18 protein-coding genes, 1 tRNA gene and 1 other RNA gene are annotated in these 18847 nt (G+C 64.2%); 19 read left to right on the top strand and 1 reads right to left on the bottom strand.

The window, feature by feature from the left end; genetic code table 11:
- The first annotated feature begins 33 nt into the window (after nucleotides 1-33).
- From hisG to DSOUD_RS15580, 19 genes are all read left to right on the top strand, one after another.
- A complete protein-coding gene (gene hisG / locus DSOUD_RS15665) occupies nucleotides 34-696 on the top strand; it encodes an ATP phosphoribosyltransferase (RefSeq protein WP_053551891.1) in 663 nt (220 codons plus the stop codon).
- A gap of 47 nt (nucleotides 697-743) precedes the next feature.
- The gene (gene hisD, locus DSOUD_RS15660; RefSeq protein ID WP_232426552.1) at nucleotides 744-2027 is read left to right on the top strand and encodes a histidinol dehydrogenase; all 1284 of its coding nucleotides are present in this window, start codon (nucleotides 744-746) and stop codon (nucleotides 2025-2027) included.
- Between the two features lie 135 nt (nucleotides 2028-2162).
- Nucleotides 2163-2750 (top strand): imidazoleglycerol-phosphate dehydratase HisB, encoded by a 588-nt coding sequence (hisB, locus tag DSOUD_RS15655; protein WP_053551890.1) that lies wholly within the window; start codon nucleotides 2163-2165, stop codon nucleotides 2748-2750.
- A 1-nt stretch (nucleotide 2751) separates the two neighbouring features.
- Nucleotides 2752-3375 carry an imidazole glycerol phosphate synthase subunit HisH gene (gene hisH, locus DSOUD_RS15650; protein WP_053551889.1) on the top strand — a complete coding sequence of 208 codons (624 nt, stop codon included), beginning with the start codon at nucleotides 2752-2754 and terminating at the stop codon, nucleotides 3373-3375.
- Nucleotides 3372-4109, top strand: a complete 738-nt coding sequence (gene hisA, locus DSOUD_RS15645; RefSeq protein ID WP_053551888.1) for a 1-(5-phosphoribosyl)-5-[(5-phosphoribosylamino)methylideneamino]imidazole-4-carboxamide isomerase — start codon at nucleotides 3372-3374, stop codon at nucleotides 4107-4109. The genes hisH and hisA overlap by 4 nt, the downstream gene beginning before the upstream one ends.
- 225 nt (nucleotides 4110-4334) lie before the next feature.
- Nucleotides 4335-5105, top strand: a complete 771-nt coding sequence (hisF, locus tag DSOUD_RS15640; RefSeq protein ID WP_053551887.1) for an imidazole glycerol phosphate synthase subunit HisF — start codon at nucleotides 4335-4337, stop codon at nucleotides 5103-5105.
- Between the two features lie 83 nt (nucleotides 5106-5188).
- Nucleotides 5189-5881 carry a bifunctional phosphoribosyl-AMP cyclohydrolase/phosphoribosyl-ATP diphosphatase HisIE gene (hisIE, locus tag DSOUD_RS15635; protein ID WP_053552421.1) on the top strand — a complete coding sequence of 231 codons (693 nt, stop codon included), beginning with the start codon at nucleotides 5189-5191 and terminating at the stop codon, nucleotides 5879-5881.
- Nucleotides 5882-6001: 120 nt separating this feature from the next.
- Nucleotides 6002-6448, top strand: a complete 447-nt coding sequence (locus DSOUD_RS15630; RefSeq protein WP_053551886.1) for a GatB/YqeY domain-containing protein — start codon at nucleotides 6002-6004, stop codon at nucleotides 6446-6448.
- A gap of 38 nt (nucleotides 6449-6486) precedes the next feature.
- Nucleotides 6487-6966, top strand: coding sequence for a CvpA family protein (locus DSOUD_RS15625; protein ID WP_053551885.1), 480 nt, complete (start codon nucleotides 6487-6489; stop codon nucleotides 6964-6966).
- 33 nt (nucleotides 6967-6999) lie between these two features.
- On the top strand, nucleotides 7000-9366 hold the full coding sequence (locus tag DSOUD_RS15620) for an endonuclease MutS2 (protein WP_053551884.1): 2367 nt from the start codon (nucleotides 7000-7002) through the stop codon (nucleotides 9364-9366).
- The gene (gene dnaG, locus DSOUD_RS15615; protein ID WP_053551883.1) at nucleotides 9366-11180 is read left to right on the top strand and encodes a DNA primase; all 1815 of its coding nucleotides are present in this window, start codon (nucleotides 9366-9368) and stop codon (nucleotides 11178-11180) included. The genes DSOUD_RS15620 and dnaG overlap by 1 nt, the downstream gene beginning before the upstream one ends.
- 61 nt (nucleotides 11181-11241) lie before the next feature.
- Entirely contained in the window at nucleotides 11242-12999 is a 1758-nt protein-coding gene (rpoD, locus tag DSOUD_RS15610; protein ID WP_053551882.1) for an RNA polymerase sigma factor RpoD, read from the top strand.
- Between the two features lie 66 nt (nucleotides 13000-13065).
- Nucleotides 13066-13141: transfer RNA gene (locus DSOUD_RS15605), tRNA-Ile, on the top strand.
- 107 nt (nucleotides 13142-13248) lie between these two features.
- On the top strand, nucleotides 13249-14376 hold the full coding sequence (locus tag DSOUD_RS15600) for a Nif3-like dinuclear metal center hexameric protein (RefSeq protein ID WP_053551881.1): 1128 nt from the start codon (nucleotides 13249-13251) through the stop codon (nucleotides 14374-14376).
- A 73-nt stretch (nucleotides 14377-14449) separates the two neighbouring features.
- Nucleotides 14450-15160 carry a zinc ribbon domain-containing protein gene (locus DSOUD_RS15595; protein ID WP_053551880.1) on the top strand — a complete coding sequence of 237 codons (711 nt, stop codon included), beginning with the start codon at nucleotides 14450-14452 and terminating at the stop codon, nucleotides 15158-15160.
- 102 nt (nucleotides 15161-15262) lie between these two features.
- Nucleotides 15263-15655, top strand: an RNA gene (gene rnpB / locus DSOUD_RS17635) — RNase P RNA component class A.
- 74 nt (nucleotides 15656-15729) lie between these two features.
- A complete protein-coding gene (locus DSOUD_RS18585; RefSeq protein ID WP_053551879.1) occupies nucleotides 15730-16275 on the top strand; it encodes a hypothetical protein in 546 nt (181 codons plus the stop codon).
- Between the two features lie 60 nt (nucleotides 16276-16335).
- Nucleotides 16336-17364, top strand: a complete 1029-nt coding sequence (locus tag DSOUD_RS15585) for an LOG family protein (RefSeq protein WP_053551878.1) — start codon at nucleotides 16336-16338, stop codon at nucleotides 17362-17364.
- A 50-nt stretch (nucleotides 17365-17414) separates the two neighbouring features.
- A complete protein-coding gene (locus DSOUD_RS15580; RefSeq protein ID WP_053551877.1) occupies nucleotides 17415-17786 on the top strand; it encodes an acyl-CoA thioesterase in 372 nt (123 codons plus the stop codon).
- Between the two features lie 89 nt (nucleotides 17787-17875).
- Here DSOUD_RS15580 and DSOUD_RS15575 read toward each other — a convergent pair whose 3' ends face one another.
- A complete protein-coding gene (locus tag DSOUD_RS15575; protein ID WP_053551876.1) occupies nucleotides 17876-18832 on the bottom strand; it encodes a SurA N-terminal domain-containing protein in 957 nt (318 codons plus the stop codon).
- Nucleotides 18833-18847: the final 15 nt, after the last annotated feature.

The raw sequence follows: 18847 nt of genomic DNA, 5'->3' as shown, positions 1-18847 counted from the left end.
CGCCGGTCCCTCACCTTCGACAGGGTTACAGTCATGAGCGATTACATCACTTTCGCCCTCCCCAAGGGGCGCATCCTCCAGGACTCCATGGAGCTCTTCGCCAAGATCGGCATCACCTGCCCCGAGATGGAAGGGAGCAGCCGCAAGCTGGTCTTCGAGAACCGCGAGAGCAAATTCCGCTTCATGGCGGTGCGGGCCACCGACGTGCCGACCTATGTCGAGTACGGCTGCGCCGATATCGGCGTCGTCGGCAAGGACACCCTCCTCGAGCAGGGGAAGGATCTTTACGAACCCCTCGATCTCAAGTTCGGCTATTGCCGCCTGGCGGTGGCCGAGCCGGTGGCCCTGCGTCAGCAGGACGATCCCGCTTCCTGGTCCAATATCCGCGTGGCCACCAAATATCCCAATATCACCGAGCGCTTCTTCGCCGCCAAGGGGATCCAGGTCGAGCTGATCAAGCTCTACGGATCCATCGAGCTGGCCCCCCTGGTCGGCCTCTCCGAGCGGATCGTCGATCTGGTCTCCACCGGCGCGACCCTGAGGGAAAACGGCATGGTGGAGGTGGAAACGATCGCCGAGATCACCAGCCGGCTCATCGTCAACCGCGCCAGCCTCAAGACCAAGCACCTGCGGATCACCGCAATTCTCGAGGGACTCGAGAAGGTGATCGGCGACGAGGTTCGAATTTCCAACTAGAACGGTCCGCGCCGCGACCCGTTATGCAGGGAGTCCGCATGATTCAGATGCTGCGTTTTTCCGATCCCGGCTTTGAGGCCGCTTTCGCCAAAATTGTCGCCCGGAGCGAGACCCTCCCCGAGGGAGTGGAGGAGACCGTCCGCACCATCATCGACGACGTGCGGCGCCGGGGCGATCAAGCCCTCTTCGAGCTGACCGCGCGCTTCGACCGGCTGGAACTGACCTCAGGCACCGTGCAGGTCAGTGAGGCCGAGATCGACCGCGCCTGCGCCGCCGTTTCCGCCGTCTCCCATGCCGCCCTCAAGCTGGCCGCCGAACGCATCGCCGCCTTTCACGCCAAGCAGAAGGTGGAAACCTGGATTTCCACCACCGAGGAGGACGTCCTCCTCGGTCAGATGGTGCGCCCCCTCGACCGGGTGGGGATCTACGTCCCCGGCGGCAAGGCCGCCTACCCCTCCTCGGTGCTGATGAACGCCGTCCCCGCCAAGGTCGCCGGCGTCCCCGAGGTGATCATGACGGTGCCGACTCCCGACGGCGTGGTCAATCCCCACGTGCTGGCGGCGGCGCGTTTGGCCGGCGTCGACAGGATTTTCCGGGTCGGCGGCGCCCAGGCCGTGGCCGCCCTGGCCTACGGCACCGAGTCGATTCCGCGGGTCGACAAGATCACCGGCCCCGGCAACATCTACGTCGCCACGGCCAAGAAGATGGTCTTCGGCCAGGTCGACATCGACATGATCGCCGGCCCCAGCGAGATCCTGGTGATCAACGACGGCAGCGGCGACCCGGCCCATATCGCCGCCGATCTCCTCTCCCAGGCCGAACACGACGAGCTCGCCTCCTCGATCCTCATCACCACCGACGAGGCCTTCGCCGGAAAAGTCGCCGCGGCCTTGGAGTCGCAGCTGCAGGCCCTCTCCCGGCAGACGATCGCCCGCCGGTCCATCGAGGACTTCGGAGCGATCGTCGTCGCCGAAAGTCTCGACGACGCCATCGCCTTCTCCAACCGCATCGCTCCCGAGCACCTGGAGCTGGCGGTGGCCAACCCCTTTGAAATTCTCCCGCGCATCCGCCACGCCGGGGCGATCTTCATGGGGCATCACACCCCAGAAGCCGCCGGCGACTACCTGGCCGGGCCCAATCATACCCTTCCCACCGGCGGAACCGCCCGCTTCTTTTCCCCTCTGGGGGTGGACGATTTCATCAAGAAGTCGAGCATCGTCTCCTTCTCCCGCAGCGGGCTCGAGCGGCTCGGGCAGGAGATTATCCACATCGCCGAACTCGAAGGACTCGAGGCCCATGCCCGGTCGGTTTCCATCCGGTTGAAAGACTGACAAGACTCACCACGGAGGCACGGAGACACAGAGGAAAGCATTTTTGGACAAGGTTAGTTTCTATGTCTGGTTTCCTCCGTGCCCTCTGGGACTTCTGTGGTTAACCCTGTTTTTTGATAGACAACAGGAGATGCCATGCGTAGTGCAACCATCGAGCGCAAGACCAGCGAAACCGAGATCCGCCTTGAATTGACCCTCGACGGCCACGGGGAGAACGACATCCGCACGCCGGTGCCGTTCATGGACCATATGCTCAGCGCCGTCGCCCGCCACGGCTTCTTCGATCTGAAGGTCCAGGCCACGGGGGATGTGGAGATCGACGCCCACCACACGGTGGAGGATCTCGGGATCTGCCTCGGCGAAGCCTTCAAGAAGGCTCTCGGGAACAAGGCCGGGATCCGCCGCTTCGGTCGCGCCACCATGCCGATGCATGAGGCGTTGGCCTCGGTGATCATCGATTTTTCCGGGCGCCCCTTTCTTGTTTTCAACGTCGACATCCCCAAGGCCAAGGTCGGCGAGTTCGACACCGAGCTGGTCGAGGAATTTTTCGTCGCCTTCTGCAACCACTCCGGCGCAAACGTCCATGTCAATCTCGCCTACGGCGACAATCTGCACCACATCATCGAGGGGATTTTCAAGGCCTTCGGCCGGGCTCTCGACGAGGCGACCGGTCTCGATCCCCGCATCGAGGGGGTTCTCTCCACCAAGGGGAAGCTCGAATAGCATGATCACGATCATCGACTACGGCATGGGGAATCTGCGCAGCGTGCAGAAGGGGTTCGAAAAGGTCGGCTTTGCCGCCCGGGTGACCTCCGACCCGCGCGACCTGGCGGCGGCGGACAAGCTGGTTCTCCCCGGGGTCGGCGCCTTCCGCGACTGCATGGCCAATCTCGTCGACGGGGGGTTCGTCGAGCCGATCAGGGCCCACGTCGCCTCCGGCCGCCCCTTTCTCGGCATCTGCCTCGGCTTGCAGCTCCTCTTCAGCGAAAGCGAGGAGTTCGGTCTTCACAGGGGTCTCGACATCATCCCCGGGCGGGTGGTGCGCTTCCCCGCCGACCTGCGCGTCGCCGGCGAGGCCCTCAAGGTGCCGCACATGGGATGGAACCAGATTTCCATCCGCCGCCCGTCGCCGATTCTTAAAGGGGTGGCCGACGACGCCTCCGTCTACTTCGTCCACTCCTATTACGTCGTCCCCGACGACCCGGAGGTGGTGGCGACCGTCACCGATTACGGAATCCCCTTCTGCTCGAGCATCTGGCGGGACAACGTCATGGCCACCCAGTTTCACCCGGAAAAGAGCCAGCAGGTGGGACTGACCATCCTCAAGAATTTCGGAGAACTCTCATGATCGTCATACCCGCCATCGATCTCAAGGGAGGGCGCTGCGTCCGGCTGGAGCAGGGGCTCATGGAGAAGGACACCGTCTACGGCGAGGAGCCGGCGGCCCAGGCGCGCATCTGGCAGGAGGCGGGGGGGGAGCTTCTCCATATCGTCGACCTCGACGGCGCCTTTGCCGGCGTGCCGCGCAATCGCGAGGCGATTTCCGCCATCGTTTCGGCCATCGACATCCCCACCGAACTCGGCGGCGGCATCCGCGACCTCTCGACCATCGAGGCCTATCTCGAACTGGGGATCGGCCGGGTGATCCTGGGGACGGTGGCCCTGGAGAATCCGGCCCTGGTGCAGGAGTCCTGCCGCCTCTTTCCCGGGCGCATCGTCGTCGGCATCGACGCCAGCAACGGATTTGTCGCCGTGCGCGGCTGGGCCGAAGTCACCGGGAAAAAGGCGACGGAGATGGCCAGGGAGATGGAAGGCTTCGGCGTCGAGGCGATCATCTACACCGACATCGCCCGCGACGGGATGATGCAGGGGCCCAACCTCGAGGCCACCCGGGCCCTGGCCGAGTCGATCGCCATCCCGGTCATCGCCTCCGGCGGCGTCTCGAGTCTGCAGGACATCGAAAACCTCATGACCATCGAGACCTCCGGGGTCGTCGGGGTGATCACCGGCAAGGCGATCTATAGCGGCGCCCTCGACCTGCGTGCGGCGGTCGCTTTGACCAAACGGCCGAAAACGGCGTAGGGGCGTGATTCATCACGCCCAGGCATTGGCCCAGGGCGCAACCAAAGGGCGCAATGAATTGCGCGCAACCAAAGGGCGCAATGAATTGCGCGCAACCAAAGGGCGCAATGAATTGCGCGCAACCAAAGGGCGCAATGAATTGCGCGCAACCAAAGGGCGCAATGAATTGCGCGCAACCAAAGGGCGCAATGAATTGCGCCCCTACAAACCCGGGACGTTCAAATCATGCTCAGCAAACGCATCATACCCTGTCTCGACGTCAAGGACGGGCGGGTCGTCAAGGGGGTTCAATTCCTCGAACTGCGCGACGCCGGCGATCCGGTGGAGGCCGCCGAGGCCTACGACGCCCAGGGAGCCGACGAGCTGACCTTTCTCGACATCACCGCCTCAAGCGACAAGCGGGGGATCATCCTCGACATCGTCGCCCGCACCGCCGAGCGCGTCTTCATGCCGCTCACCGTCGGCGGCGGGGTGCGGGAGATCGCCGACATCCGCAACCTCCTCAACGCCGGCGCCGACAAGGTGTCGATCAACACCGCCGCCGTGCACCGGCCGGAGTTTGTCCGCCAGGCCGCCGAACGTTTCGGTTCCCAGTGCATCGTCGTCGCCATCGACGCCCGCCGTGTCCCCGGCAGCGATCCGGGTTCCTGGGAGGTCTATACCCACGGCGGACGCAACCCGACGGGGATCGACGCCGTGGAGTGGGCGGCGCGCATGGAGTCCTACGGCGCCGGGGAGATCCTTCTCACCTCCATGGACAAGGACGGGACCAAGGACGGCTACGACCTGGAGCTGACCCGCGCCGTCGCCGACCGGGTGCATCTGCCGGTGATCGCTTCCGGCGGCGTCGGCAATCTTGAGCACATCCGTCAGGGGCTCACCGAAGGCGGTGCCAGCGCCGCCCTGGCCGCCAGCATCTTTCACTTCCGCGAGCACACCATTTTCGAATGCAAGGAATACCTGGCGGCAAGGGGCGTACCGGTGCGGCTGTCATAAATTAATCCCACCACAGAGACACTGAGACACAGAGGAAAATCGACCTGGACCCTGTCCTGCGTCCCTACCCTATGGGAAAAAACATGTCCTTAGCCGATCAACTCAAATTTGACGCCCATGGCTTGATCCCGGCCATCACTTCCGACGCCGAAACCGGCGAGGTGCTGATGATGGCCTATATGAACGCCGAGGCGGTCGATCTGACCGTCCGCACCGGCAAGGTCCATTATTATTCGCGCTCCCGCCGCAAACTGTGGATGAAGGGGGAGAGCTCCGGCCATGTGCAGCACGTGCGGGAAATCCGCTTCGACTGCGACGGCGACTGCCTGCTGATTGCCGTCGAGCAGGAGGGAGCGGCCTGCCATACGGGGCATCGCTCCTGCTTCTATCGGGTCTGGAACGGGGAGGGCGTGGAAACCGAGGGGGAAAAACTCGTCGATGCCGCATCCATCTACGGCCGCGCCGACATTCTCGACGCTCTCTACCATGTCATCCAGGAGCGGCGCCAGAACCCGACGGAGAAGTCCTACGTCGCCTCCCTCTTCGCCAAGGGGCTCGACAAGATCCTCGGCAAAATCGGCGAGGAGGCGACGGAGACCGCCGTCGCCGGCAAGGGGGGGGACCCGGAAGAGGTCGTCGGCGAAGTGGCGGATCTCTTCTTCCACACCCTGGTTCTCCTCGGCTATTACGATCTGCCGCCGGAGCGCATCTATGCCGAACTGCGCCGCCGTTTTGGTCTTTCCGGGATTGTCGAGAAGGAGAGCCGCGGCAAGTAATAAAAAGAGTTGCTTCCCCGGAGGAACCGAATTATACTGTAAAATTACTGTGAGAAGGGCGCCGGTCGACCGGCTGCCCTCTTTGCGTTTACACCTCCAAGAGGTGAGGTAGATTAGTCCATGACCCTGAAAGACCGGCTCAACGAAGCGATGAAGGAGGCCATGAAGGCCAAGGCTCCCCTGCGCCTGAGCACCATCCGCCTGGTGCGCTCCGCGATCAAGAACCGCGAGATCGAGGCCCGCTGCGAACTCGACGATACGGAAGTGATCGGCGTCCTCTCCACCCTGGTGAAGCAGCGGCGGGAATCGGCTCAGGTCTATCGGGAAAACGACCGCATCGAGCTGGCCGAGAAGGAAGAGGAGGAACTCGCCATCATTCAGGAGTTTCTCCCCGCCCAGCTCGGCGAAGAGGAAATCCGCGGGATCATCGAGGAGGCCGTCGCTGCCGTCGGCGCCGTCTCGATGAAGGAGATGGGGCAGGTCATGAAGATTGTCGCCGCCCGGACGACGGGGCGGGCCGACGGCCGATTGGTCAGTGAGCTTGTCAAGGCCCGGCTGGCAGGGTAGTTGGCGGGGGCGGTTTTTTGCCGTTCCGGGCAGGGGTTATGAGCGGAGTGGACATCGCCATTCTGGTGATTCTCGGGGCCTTTGTCCTCAAGGGGATGTTGCGGGGTCTCCTGCGGGAGCTCTGTTCCCTCCTCGGTTTGACGGTCGGCGGTTTTCTGGCCTTCACCTTTCACGGCCCCCTGGCGCAGAGCCTGGCCGATGCCTTCAATCTGCCGGCCCGTCTCTGTGTCATCGCCGCATTTCTCCTCCTTTTTCTGACCACGGTCCTGTTCTTTTCCCTTCTCGGCTACCTGCTGTCGCGGTTCGTCAAGATGATCTTTCTCGGCGGGATCAACCGCATGGCCGGGTGTTTTTTCGGCCTGGTCCAGGGGGTGCTCCTCCTCACCGTGGTCCTGACCGCCGTGAGTCTGGGGCCTTTTCCGGAGACGGTTCGACCCTATCTGGAGGAGTCGGAGCTGGCTCCCCCCTTCGTCCGCCTCGGATCGACGATGTTCAGCGGCTCCGCCGGACTGCGCTAGCCGGCCGCCGGAGGTGAACAAAACGGTAGAGCGATGATCGAAGCGACCCTGCGGGTTCTCGAATATGACAAGGTGACAGGGCTTCTTGCCCAGTTTGCCGTGACCGACCCCGGACGGGAACGGGCTCTTGCCCTGCGGCCCCTTTCGGCGCCGGAGGCGGTGGCCGATTCCCTGGCCGAAGTCACCGAAATGACGGCTCTTCTCGAGCGTCAGAAGAGCCCCCCTCTCGCCGGCTGCCGGGACCTGCGCCAGCCGCTGCGGGAGCTGCATGCCGAAGGGACCTGGCTGGCCCCGGCCGTCTTTCTCGAGGTCGTTTCCAGCGTCGAGGCGGCCAGGGACTGCCGGCGGTATTTTACCGGCCGCCAGGAAGCGCCGCGCCTCGGGGTGCAGGCCGAACTTCTCGACCCGCTGCCAGAGGTGCGCCAGGGGATCCGCGAGAGCATCGGCCCCCGGGGAGAGATCCTCGACGGCGCCTCCTTTGAACTTGGCGAAATGCGCCGCGAAATTTTGCAGACCCGGGGGCGCATCAAGCGGATTCTCGAAGGGCTTTTGGCCTCCGATACCCTCTCCGGCGTCTTTCAGGAACGGATCATTACCGAACGCGGCGGGCGCTACGTCCTGCCGGTGCGGGCCGATCGCCGCGGACAGGTCAAGGGGTTCGTGCACGACGAGTCGGCGAGCGGCCAGACCCTTTATGTCGAACCGGCGGCCGCTCTCGAAGCCAACAACCAATTGCAGACCCATCTGCGCGAGGAAAAGCGGGAGGAGGAGCGGATTCTGCGCCGCCTCTCGGATCTGGTGCGCCGCCAGACGCCGGCGCTCCTCGTCAATCAGCAGATTCTCGCCCGGCTCGACTTTGTCGCTGCCGCCGGACGCTTTGCCCTGGCCAGCGGCGCCACGGCGCCGCATCTGGCCTCCGAGCCGCTCCTCGAGCTCAGGGAGGCCCGCCATCCGCTCCTTCTCTTCAACTCCGACGGAAGCCGTCGGGAGGGGGAGGCGGTCCCCGTCGACCTTCTTCTCGGCAGCGACTGCGATATCCTGGTGGTGAGCGGACCGAACACCGGCGGCAAGACCGTGGCCCTGAAAACGGCGGGGCTCCTGACGCTGATGGTGGCCTCGGGACTCCCCGTCCCCTGTCACCCCGAGAGCCGGGTTTATCTCTTCGGCCGGGTCTTCGCCGATATCGGCGACGAACAGAGCATCGAGGCGAATCTTTCGACCTTTTCCGGCCACATCACCCGGATGCGGCGGATTCTCGCCGAAGCCGACAGGGAATCCCTGGTCCTCCTCGACGAGGCCGGCACCGGGACCGATCCGGCGGAGGGGGGAGCCCTGGCCCTGGCGGTTCTCGACACGCTGCGGGGGCGCGGCGCCCGGGTCGTGGTGACCACCCATCTCAATCTCGTCAAGGGGTATGCCCATCTCCAGCAGGGGGTGCAGAACGCCGCCGTCGAGTTCGACGAGGTCACGCTGGCACCGACCTACCGCCTGCATTACGGGATTCCCGGGGCCAGCAGCGCCTTCACCATCGCGCGGCAGCTCGGGCTCCCCGAGGAAGTTCTGGCGCGGGCCGAGGGGTATCTCTCCCCGGGGGAGCGGGATGGGCTCGAGGTCATCGAAAGCCTCAATCGCCTCAGCGCCGAACTGGAGGGGGACCGGGCCGAGGCCCGCCTCCTCCTCCGCCGGGCCCAGAGCGAACACGACCGCCGCCACCTCCTTCTGGCCGAGCTCGAAGAGCAGAAGCGCGGCATTCTCGACAAGGCCCGGCGCCGCGGCGAGCAGATCGTTTCCGAAGCCGAGGTCAGGCTCCGGCACCTCCTGCGCCAGGCGCGGGAGGCCGGCAGCGATGCCCGGCAGCAGGCGCTCCTGGCCGGCGAGCTGCAGGAGGTTCGGGGGACCCTCACCGACCTGCGCAGCGAACCCCTCCGCAAGGGACGCCTGCCGTCCGAAGTCGTCGTCGGCGAAATCCTGCGGGTCACCGTCCTCGGCAGCGACGGGGAAGTCGTCCGGCTCCTCGGAGACGAAGTTGAACTGACGGTGCACGGCAAGAAGCTGCGCCAGCCCCTGTCGGCCCTGGAGCAGTACGCTCCCCGGCGCTTTGCCAAATCGAGCCGCGGCCGGGGCGGAGTGCGCAGCTCCGTCGAGCGGGAGGGATTTCAGCCGCGGCTGATGCTGGTCGGTCGGCGCGTCGACGGGGCCCTTCCCGACCTCGACCGCTTTCTCGACGACGCCCTCCTTCACGGGATCCGCGAGGTGGAGGTGGTCCATGGCGCCGGCGAAGGAATCCTGCGCCGGGCGGTCCGGGAGTTTCTGGCCCGGCACCGCGAGGTCAGCGCCTATCATGGCGCCGACCTGTCCCGGGGGGGAGACAACGTAACCATCGTCGAGTTGAGAGAATAATGCGAGGACGGATACCGGAAGAAAAAATTCAGGACATCCGGGAGCGCACCGACATCGTCGAGGTCATCTCCTCCTACCTCCCCCTCAAACGGTCCGGGGCCAACCACCTGGGGCTCTGCCCCTTTCACGGCGAGAAGACCCCGTCCTTCAACGTCAACGCGCCGCGGCAGATCTTTCACTGCTTCGGCTGCGGCGTCGGGGGGAACGTCTTCTCCTTCGTCATGAAAATGGAGGGGCTCTCCTTTCCGGAGGCGGCCCGGCAGCTCGGCGAACGGGTCGGGATCGAGATCGCCGAGGAGGCCGTCTCTCCCGAGGAAGAAGAGAGGCGCGTCGAAGCCGATCGTCTGGCGCGCATCAACGAGGTGGCCTGCGACTTCTATCACCAGATTCTTCTCGAGTCCCCCGAAGGAGGAGCGGCGCGGCGCTATCTCCGCGATCGCGGCTACGATGGGGAGATCGCCCGAAGGTTCCGTCTCGGGTTTGCCCCCGAGCGCTGGGAGGCGCTGGCCGGCCATCTGGCCGCCAAGGGGTTCGATCCGGCCCTCGGGCGCCAGTTGGGGCTCATCCGCCCCGGCAAGGAAGGGCGATCCGACTACGATCTCTTCCGGAAACGCCTGCTCTTTCCGATCCTCGACCTCGCCGGTCGGGTGACGGCCTTCGGCGGCCGGGTGCTGGACGATTCGCTGCCGAAATACATGAACTCCCCCGAGTCCCCGATCTATCACAAGGGGCGGGTTCTCTTCGGCCTCTGCGAGGCCCGGGAGGGGATGCGGCAGCGCCGGGAAGGGATCGTGGTCGAGGGGTATTTCGACCAGATGGCTCTGTACCGCGCCGGTTTCACCAATGCCGTCGCCACCTGCGGCACCGCCCTGACGGTGGAGCACGCCCGGCTCCTGAAACGCTACGCCGAGCGCCTCCTTCTCCTTTTCGATCAGGACAGCGCCGGGCGCAAGGCGACCTTTCGCGCCATGGAGGTTCTCCTTGCCGAAGGGATTCCGGCGTCGGTGGTGGCCCTGGAGCCCGGCGAAGACCCCGATTCGTTCCTGCGCCTTCACGGCGTCGACGACTTCTCCCGGCGCCTGGAAGCGGCGCGCCCGGTTCTCGAGGTCTACATGGAGACCGTCCTTGCCGAGCACGGCGCCAGCATCGAGGGGACGACCCGGGCCGTCGACGAGATTCTCGCCCGGTTGCGCCTTATCCCCGGCGAGATCGAACGCAGCCTCTATCTTCGCGCGCTGGCGGCGCGCACCGGCATTGCCGAGGATCTAATCCGGCGCCAGGCCGAAAAGGGGGGCCCCGCCAACCGGCCGGTGCTCGAGAGAGCTCCCCAGGCGCCCCGGCCCCAGACCGCCGTCGCCCCCCCGCGCCACCGCCGGGAGGGGCCGACGCGGGATATCAAGACGCAGGAATGGCTTCTGGTGATGATGCTTTCCGACCCGACGATCCGCGCCCGGGTCGCCGAAGAGGGGCCCGAGCTCCTCTTTTCCGACGACGACCGGCGGGCCATCGCCGAGGGGATCCTGGCCCTCTCCGGAGAGGACGGTTCCCTCAGCGAGACGATTCTGCTCGATTCCCTCGGCGAGGAACAAAAAGCGATTTTGTCGGGTATCCTTATAAAGGATGAAAAAGCCTTTGCCGACGACCCGGCGGCCATCTTCGAAGGGTGCCGTCAGGCGGCCGCCCTGGAGCGGATCCGTCGGCGCATCCGCGAGCTTCCGGCGATCCTGGCGGCGGCCGAGGCGGCCGGGGACCTTCAGGGGCGCACCGCCTGCCAGGCCGAACTCGTCGAACTCAAGCGTAAACTGAAAAAGTAATTTCGGCATAGAGGAATTCACTCCCGGACGAGGGCCGGGAGTCGAGAGGAGAATCGAAGGCATGTCCAAAAAAGCAAACATGGAAGAAGTGCAGCAGCTCATCGATCTCGGCAAGGAAAAGGGGTACCTCACCTATGATGAGGTCAACGACATCCTTCCCGCCGACATGGTCAGCTCCGATCAGCTCGACGATGTCATGAGCATGTTCGGAGAGATGGATATCGAAGTCGTCGATTCCGAGGCGAAAATCTCCCTCGGCAAGGACCAGGCCCTCGACGAGGAGGGGAGCGAGGACGAGGAAGAGGAAGAGACCGAGTTCGAGGCCGGCGTCCTCGGGCGGACCAGCGACCCGGTGCGCATGTATCTGCGCGAGATGGGTCAGGTCTCCCTCCTCACCCGCGAGGGGGAGGTGGTGATCGCCAAGCGCATCGAGGAGGGGGATGCCCTGGTGACCAGCGTCATCATGAAGACCCCCATCGCCTTCAAGGAGATCATCTCCCTCGGCGAGCGGCTCGCCAAGGGGCAGATCGGTGTCGCCGAAATCACCAAGGAATACGAGGAAGAGGAGGGGAGCGAGGCGGAGGAGAAACACCACCAGCGCATCCTCGAGCTCGTGGAGCAGATCAGCGAGCGGGACGTGCGCTTCACCGAGCTGCGGGAGAAACTTGCCGGCGAGGTCCCGAAGGAAGAGAAGAAGCTTCTGGACAAGGAGTGCAAGGTTCTCAAGGGGGAGATTGCCGAACTGATGCGCAAGATCCGCCTCAAGGACTTTCAGGTCGCCAAGATCGTCGACCATCTCAAGGAACTCGCCAAGCAGGTCAAAAAGGGGATGGCCGAAGTCCATGCCTGCGAGGCGGAGCTCAAACAGCCCCACAAGGAGATCAAGCGCCAGCTGCGGCGGATGCGCAAGAGCGACGAGGAGGCCCGCAAGGTTTCCGAGGAGCTGGGGGTCCCCATGGATACCCTGCTGGCGGTGGAAAAACGCCTCAAGAGCGCCCAGCGCAAGTTCAAGCGGGTCGAGGAAGAATCCGGTTTCGCTCCCGAGGAGCTCCTCGAATCCCTCAAGGAGGTTCTCAAGGGGGAGTGGCGGGCCAAGCTGGCCAAGACCGAGCTGGTCGAGGCCAACCTCCGCCTCGTCGTCTCCATCGCCAAGAAGTACACCAACCGCGGCCTGCAGTTTCTCGACCTGATCCAGGAAGGGAATATCGGCCTGATGAAGGCGGTGGACAAGTTCGAGTACCAGCGCGGCTACAAGTTCTCCACCTATGCCACCTGGTGGATCCGCCAGGCGATCACCCGCGCCATCGCCGACCAGGCCCGCACCATCCGCATCCCGGTTCACATGATCGAGACCATCAACAAGCTGATCCGCACCAGCCGGCAGCTGGTGCAGGAGCTGGGGCGCGAGCCGATTCCCGAGGAGATCGCCGAACGGATGGAGCTCCCCCTGGAGAAGGTCCGCCGGGTCCTGAAAATCGCCAAGGAGCCGATCTCCCTCGAGACCCCCATCGGTGAGGAGGAGGACTCCTCCCTCGGCGACTTCATCGAGGACAAGGGCGTTATTTCCCCCCTGGAAGCAGTGATCAAGGGGAACCTCGCCGACCAGACGTCCCGGGTCCTCTCCACCCTCACGCCCAGGGAGGAAAAGGTCCTGCGGATGCGCTTCGGCATCGGCGAGAAATCCGACCATACCCTCGAGGAGGTCGGTCAGGACTTCGCCGTCACCCGCGAACGGATCCGCCAGATCGAGGCCAAGGCCCTGCGCAAACTGCGCCACCCCAGCCGCGCCAAGCGCCTCAAGAGTTTTGTCGAAACCTGAAGCGAAACGCCGCAGAAAAGCCCTTGACACCCCTCAGGGAAAAGCTTAACCTACAGCTTCGTTTTCGGGCCTATAGCTCAGTTGGTAGAGCCACCGGCTCATAACCGGTTGGTCCCAGGTTCGACCCCTGGTGGGCCCACCACCCAAGGAAAAGATGAGTCACGTGCTCATAGACCGATAGACATTCTTATAGCTTTTGAAGAGTGCAACGCCCAGCGGTTGCACTCTTCTTTTTTCCCCTGCCGGAACATGAAGAAGGAACGCATCGTCCGCATTCAGGAACTCATTGGTCTCGTTCATTCGCTCTATCCCCCGGCTCTGGCCGAAGAATGGGACAATGTGGGATTGCAGGTGGGTGACCCCGCCGCCGCCGTCAGCCGGGTTCTGGTCGCTCTCGACCCCGGCGAAGCGGCTCTGGCCGAGGCCCGTCGCTCCAACGCCCAGGCCCTTCTGACCCATCACCCCCTCCTCTTTCGCCCTCTGCACACCCTGGTCCCGGCCGACGAAACGGGCCGGGTTCTTTTTTCTGCGGTGAAAAACGATATCGCCATCCTCTGTGCTCACACCAACCTCGACCGCGGCCGGGACGGCCTCAGCGACTGGCTGGCGCAGCGCCTCGGCCTTGTCGACGCTGCGGTTCTGGCTCCCGGTGCCGCCGATCTCCTCAAATTGACGGTCTTTGTTCCGGCCGGCTACGAAGAGGCGGTGGCCGAGGCGCTCTTCCGCGGCGGGGCCGGCCGGATCGGCCGCTACGACCGCTGCGCCTTCCGCACCGTTGGAACCGGGACCTTCCGCCCCGGCGCCGGTGCGACCCCCTTCATCGGCGCCGTCGGCAGCTCCGAGGAAGTGCGGGAAGTCCGCCTCGAAACGGTGCTCCCCCGGGACCGGTTGACCCGGGTGGTGGAACGCATGGCCAAGGCTCATCCCTACGAGGAGGTGGCCTACGACCTCGTACCGCTGGCCAATCGTCGCAGCGACGTCGGTCTCGGTCGGATCGGGCGTCTGGCCGAGGCGACCACCCTCGGGGCCTTTGCTCTTCGGGTCAAGGAAGCCCTCGGGGCGACTGGGGTGCGCATCGCCGGCGAGACGGCCGGCAAGGTCTCCAGGGTGGCGGTCTGCGGAGGGAGCGGAGCCTCCCTTCTCGGCGAAGCGCTGCGCCAGGGGGCCGACGTTCTGGTCACCGGCGATGTCAAATACCACGAGGCCCGCGCCGCCGAAAGTCAGGGGATCGCCCTGATCGATGCCGGGCACTTCGCTACCGAGCATCTCATGGTCCCCGAACTGGCCCGGACGCTTCGCCAGGGCGCAAAGGAACGGGGATTGAAAATAGAATTCATAGAGCTGGAAGGGGAGAAGGATCCGTTTGTCGCGATCTGACTCCCCTTTCGTCGTTTCCGGGGGCCAACAGGGGCGCCCGGTCAGGCTGAGGACATAGACGGGAGGCAAAACCGTGCAAGAACAGATGCAAGTGCTCAAGGAACTGCAGCAGCTCGATCAGGACCTGAAAGGGATTCGCCAGAACCGCCAGAAACTCGACCAGGAGCAGGCCGTTCTCGGTGCCGACCTGGACCGGGTCCGGGCCATGGTGGATGCCCTTTCGACCAGCATCGATCTCCTCAAGCAGCAGCGTCAGGAAATCTCCCTGGCGTTAGTGCAGGAGAAGGACAACGTCGCCAAAGCCGAAGGGCGTCTCCCGAGCATCAAGACCCAGAAGGAGTACGTGGCGGTGCTCAAGGAGATCGATACCGCCAAAAAGCTCAACAAGGATCTGAACGAAAAGATCCAGGCCAAGGACGGGGAGATCGCCGCCCTGGCTCGGGAACTCGAAGAGAAGGAGACCGAGATGGCCGCCATCGAGGAGAAGGTCAACGCCCGCCGCAGCGAGCTGGAAAAGGCCCTGTCCGGATTCGACCTCTCCCTGGCCAAAAAGGATGGCGCCCGCAACGAGCTCCTCGGAAAACTTCCGGTGCCGCTGCGCAAGCGCTACCAACTCCTTCTCGATCGCCGCGACGGCGTGGCGGTGGTCGAAGCCAGCAACGAGACGTGTCTCGGCTGCAACATGCATCTCCCCCCCCAGCTCTTCAACAGCCTCTTCCAGTTCAAGGAAGTCCAGAGCTGCCCCCACTGCAACCGACTCCTCTTCGTCAACGGGGAGTGCTAGGAGCCCCTCGAATCCGTTCGGGGAGTTGCTGTCCGGGGGAGCTGACCTCAGGGGAATTGCCTTTGCCGGCAAAATGTAGCATAGTGTCGAACGCAGATGGTCAAAGAAGGACAGATGGCCGCCGGTCCCCCCTTTGCCGCTCGCGGCATCTGTGGGGGACGGGAGGAAAGTCCGGGCTCCACAGGGCAGGATGGTCCCTAACGGGGACCGGGGGCGACCCCAGGGAAAGTGCCACAGAGAGAAGACCGCCCGCTTCAAGCGGGTAAGGGTGAAAGGGTGAGGTAAGAGCTCACCAGTTCCGGCGGCGACGTCGGAAGCTCGGTAAACCCCATCCGGAGCAAGGCCGAATAGAGGAGCGTTTGAGGGCGGCCCGTCCGAGGCTCCTGGGTGTGCTGCTTGAGGCCGTCGGCAACGGCGGTCCTAGAGGAATGGTCATCGCCCCGCCGCGGGTAACTTCGGCGGGGAACAGAACCCGGCTTACGGCCTTCTTTGGCCATCTGCGTTTTTTTTTGCTGCGGTGCAGCCGGCTCCCGGCTGTGCCGCTTCGTTTCCGTGGAAGCAAGGGTGTCTTGAACAAAGAAAAGGTAAACGATCAGCGGCTGTGGCGACAGCTTGTCGGCGCCCTCGTGCAGGAGCTAAGGGGGGTTTCCGCCGCCGAGCGCGCCTGGATGGAGGAAGGACTTGCCGAAATCGCCAGGATCCAGGAGGCGATTCACGTCCTGTTCGAAAAAGGAGGGGGAAAAAGCCATTGCCGCAGCTGCGGCGGCGCCTGTTGCGATCGGGGCAAATACTATCCGACCCTGGTCAACATCCTCCCCTATCTGCTGGAGGGGGGACGACCGCCCGAGCCCGATTTCTCCTCTTCCTGCCCTTTTCTGCACCGGCAGAGCTGCCTTCTGCCGCCGCCCCGCCGCCCCTTTATCTGCATCACGTTTTTTTGCGAGCCGACCCTGCAGGGGCTGTCGGCCGGGGACAGGACCCTGTACCTGGCATTGGAGAAGGAACTCCGGTCCCGTTACCAGGTCTTCGACGGCCGCTATGCCGGCTCGAGTCCGGGCGGCCTCCTCAACCGTGGCCCGGCCCTCGGCGACCGACCCCTGCTCGGCAGGTGCTGAAGCCCCCTGCTCCCTTCGATTCTTCCGGACCCCATCCCACTGGCAAGGAGACCTCCTTCGATGGAACTGCATTTCACCCGCACCAACAACGAAGTCGATCCGCTGATCGACGAGCTCATCGCCAAGGTCGGCATTGCCCATCCCGGGATCGTCCGGGAGATGATCATCAGCGCCCTGAAGGCCGGCCATGAGTCCGACTATCTGGCCGACCTCAAGCTGATGCGCACCACCATGAAGGAGATGCGCTACACCAACAAGGTCTTCGGCCCCTTCCGGAATCGCAAGAAGGTGACCATCTTCGGCTCGGCGCGCACCGCCCCGTCCGAGGCGATCTATCAGAAATGCCTCGTCTTCGCCCGGGAACTCGCCGACCGGGGGTACATGGTCATCACCGGCGGCGGCGGCGGAATCATGCAGGCCGGCAACGAGGGGGCGGGAGCCGACAACTCCTTTGCCGTGAACATCCGTCTCCCCTTCGAGCAGGAAACCAATCCGGTGATGAGCCAGAGCAAGAACGTCATCACCTACAAGTACTTCTTCAATCGCAAGGTCGCCTTTCTCAAGGAGGCCAATGCGGTCGCTCTCTTCCCCGGGGGGTTCGGCACTCTCGACGAAGCCATGGAAGCCCTCACCCTGATGCAGACCGGCAAGAATCCGCCGATCCCCCTGGTCCTCATCGATTCGGACGAGGGGGATTATTGGGAGAACTGGCTGCAGTTCATCAAGAAGACCCTTCTCAAGCGGGGATTGATCTCCGGCGAGGATTTCAGCCTCTTCACCATTACCCGCGATCCCATCGAGGCGGCGGAGATCATCGACGAATTCTACCGGGTCTACCATTCGAGTCGTTTTGTCGGCGACATCCTGGTCATCCGCCTCAACAAGACCCTCGAACAGTCGCACCTCGATACCCTCACCAGAGAATTCAGCGAGATCATCCGAGCCGGCAGCGTCCCGGTCTTTTCTGCGGCTCTCCCCGAGGAGAAGGACCAGCCCGACCTCCTCCACCTCCCCCGGCTGGTCTTCGAATTCAACCACTTCAGTTACGGACTGCTCAAGGCCTTCATTCGCCGGTTGAACTCCTTCTAGCGCGACCCTCCCCCCTGCAGGGCAGGGTCTTTCATCCTTTTGGAGACGGCATGGAAAATTTCACCCTGGTGCGTCCCGAGCATCTCAATCATCACGGTTACCTCTTCGGCGGCGTCCTCCTCAAATGGGTGGACGAGTTCGCCTGGATGGCCGCCTCCCGGGACTATCCCGGCAGCACCTTCGTCACCGTCGGCATGGACAAGGTCGCCTTCCGCCACCGCGTGGTCAACGGGGCGATCCTGCGCTTTCAGATTCTCCCCCTGGAACGGGGCCGAACCTCCCTCACCTATGCCGTCGACGTCCACGCCGCTCCGCCGGGATCCGTCGACGAAGAGCGGGTCTTCTCCACCCGGGTCACCTTCGTCCGCATCGATGGAGAGGGGGAGAAGATCCCCCTGCCGCCGGCAAAAGAGGGTCTGTAGCAACGCTGGAATCAGGAGACGACAACAAAAAAAGCCCCGCCGGGATATTCCCGACGGGGCTTTGTCATTTTCCGTGGCCGACAGGAGGGTCAGAGGCGGATGTCGATATAGGCGTTTTTCTTCAGCCCCGCGGCCCACTCCTGGTAGCGCGCCTGGGTCTTTTTGTCGCGCAGGGTGCGCTGGATCTCGTCCTTGACTGTGTCGAAGTTGCGGACTTCGCCGGGATTGCGACCGATCACCCTGAGGATGTGAAAGCCGGAGGAGTTCTCGATGACCTCGGAGACGGCGCCGGTGTCGAGGCCCGCGACCGCCGCGTAAAAGAGAGGGGTAAGCTCCCCCTCGGCGAAGGTCCCCATGTCTCCCCCCTGGGCTTTCCCTGTCTGCTCGAGATCGGCGAGGACGGCGGAAAAGTCCTCACCGTCGCGCAGACGGTTCCACGCTGCTGCGGCCTCTTCGCGCAGAGCCGCCTTCCTGGCGGCGCTCGCCTTGGCGGGGAGCACGAAGCTGATGCGGGAGAGGTGGAGGGTGGGCGATTTGCGGTAATCGTCGATGTGGGTGCGGAAGTACTCGCCGATCTCCTCGGTGCTGACTTCGATCTTGCTCTGCACCTCGCGGCCGATGAGCTTGAAGCGCAGAATCTGCTGCCGGAGTTTTTCCTTGTAGCGCTCGAGGGTCAGCCCTTCGTTGCCCAGGGCCTCCTCGAGCTGGGCGAGACTGAGCTTGTTCTGGCGCAGCACGTCCTGCACGGCGGCATTGACCTCCTCGTCCTCGGCCTTGATCCCCAGGGCGGCGATCCGCTCATCGACCAGGGCGTTATCCACCAGTTCGTTGAGAACGGCGCTGCGCAGCTCCGCCAGCTCTCCGGCGGCAAGGTTTTGCTGCCCCCGTCCCCTTTCGGCGAGGCGTTCGGCGACGGCCTGCTGAAGCTGGTAGGTGGTGATGATCTGCTCATTGACCACGGCGGCGATGCGATCGAGAGTTTCCGCCCGGACGAGTCCGCCGCAAGCCAAAAGCAGGGCGAGGGTCAGGGTGAAGAGGTGCTTCATCGGTGGGTGTCCTCG

The sequence above is a fragment of the Desulfuromonas soudanensis genome (genome assembly GCF_001278055.1).
Classification (GTDB): Bacteria; Desulfobacterota; Desulfuromonadia; order Desulfuromonadales; family WTL; genus Deferrimonas; species Deferrimonas soudanensis.
This window is presented reverse-complemented; position numbering and strand designations above follow the sequence as displayed.

Excerpts from the sequence above, each read along its gene's own strand:
- hisG (WP_053551891.1), top strand. The coding sequence starts at position 34 with ATGAGCGATTACATCACTTTCGCCCTCCCCAAGGGGCGCATCCTCCAG.
- hisD (WP_232426552.1), top strand. The coding sequence starts at position 744 with ATGCTGCGTTTTTCCGATCCCGGCTTTGAGGCCGCTTTCGCCAAAATT.
- hisB (WP_053551890.1), top strand. The coding sequence starts at position 2,163 with ATGCGTAGTGCAACCATCGAGCGCAAGACCAGCGAAACCGAGATCCGC.
- hisH (WP_053551889.1), top strand. The coding sequence starts at position 2,752 with ATGATCACGATCATCGACTACGGCATGGGGAATCTGCGCAGCGTGCAG.
- hisA (WP_053551888.1), top strand. The coding sequence starts at position 3,372 with ATGATCGTCATACCCGCCATCGATCTCAAGGGAGGGCGCTGCGTCCGG.
- hisF (WP_053551887.1), top strand. The coding sequence starts at position 4,335 with ATGCTCAGCAAACGCATCATACCCTGTCTCGACGTCAAGGACGGGCGG.
- hisIE (WP_053552421.1), top strand. The coding sequence starts at position 5,189 with ATGTCCTTAGCCGATCAACTCAAATTTGACGCCCATGGCTTGATCCCG.
- DSOUD_RS15630 (WP_053551886.1), top strand. The coding sequence starts at position 6,002 with ATGACCCTGAAAGACCGGCTCAACGAAGCGATGAAGGAGGCCATGAAG.
- DSOUD_RS15625 (WP_053551885.1), top strand. The coding sequence starts at position 6,487 with ATGAGCGGAGTGGACATCGCCATTCTGGTGATTCTCGGGGCCTTTGTC.
- DSOUD_RS15620 (WP_053551884.1), top strand. The coding sequence starts at position 7,000 with ATGATCGAAGCGACCCTGCGGGTTCTCGAATATGACAAGGTGACAGGG.
- dnaG (WP_053551883.1), top strand. The coding sequence starts at position 9,366 with ATGCGAGGACGGATACCGGAAGAAAAAATTCAGGACATCCGGGAGCGC.
- rpoD (WP_053551882.1), top strand. The coding sequence starts at position 11,242 with ATGTCCAAAAAAGCAAACATGGAAGAAGTGCAGCAGCTCATCGATCTC.
- DSOUD_RS15600 (WP_053551881.1), top strand. The coding sequence starts at position 13,249 with ATGAAGAAGGAACGCATCGTCCGCATTCAGGAACTCATTGGTCTCGTT.
- DSOUD_RS15585 (WP_053551878.1), top strand. The coding sequence starts at position 16,336 with ATGGAACTGCATTTCACCCGCACCAACAACGAAGTCGATCCGCTGATC.
- DSOUD_RS15580 (WP_053551877.1), top strand. The coding sequence starts at position 17,415 with ATGGAAAATTTCACCCTGGTGCGTCCCGAGCATCTCAATCATCACGGT.
- DSOUD_RS15575 (WP_053551876.1), bottom strand. The coding sequence starts at position 18,832 with ATGAAGCACCTCTTCACCCTGACCCTCGCCCTGCTTTTGGCTTGCGGC.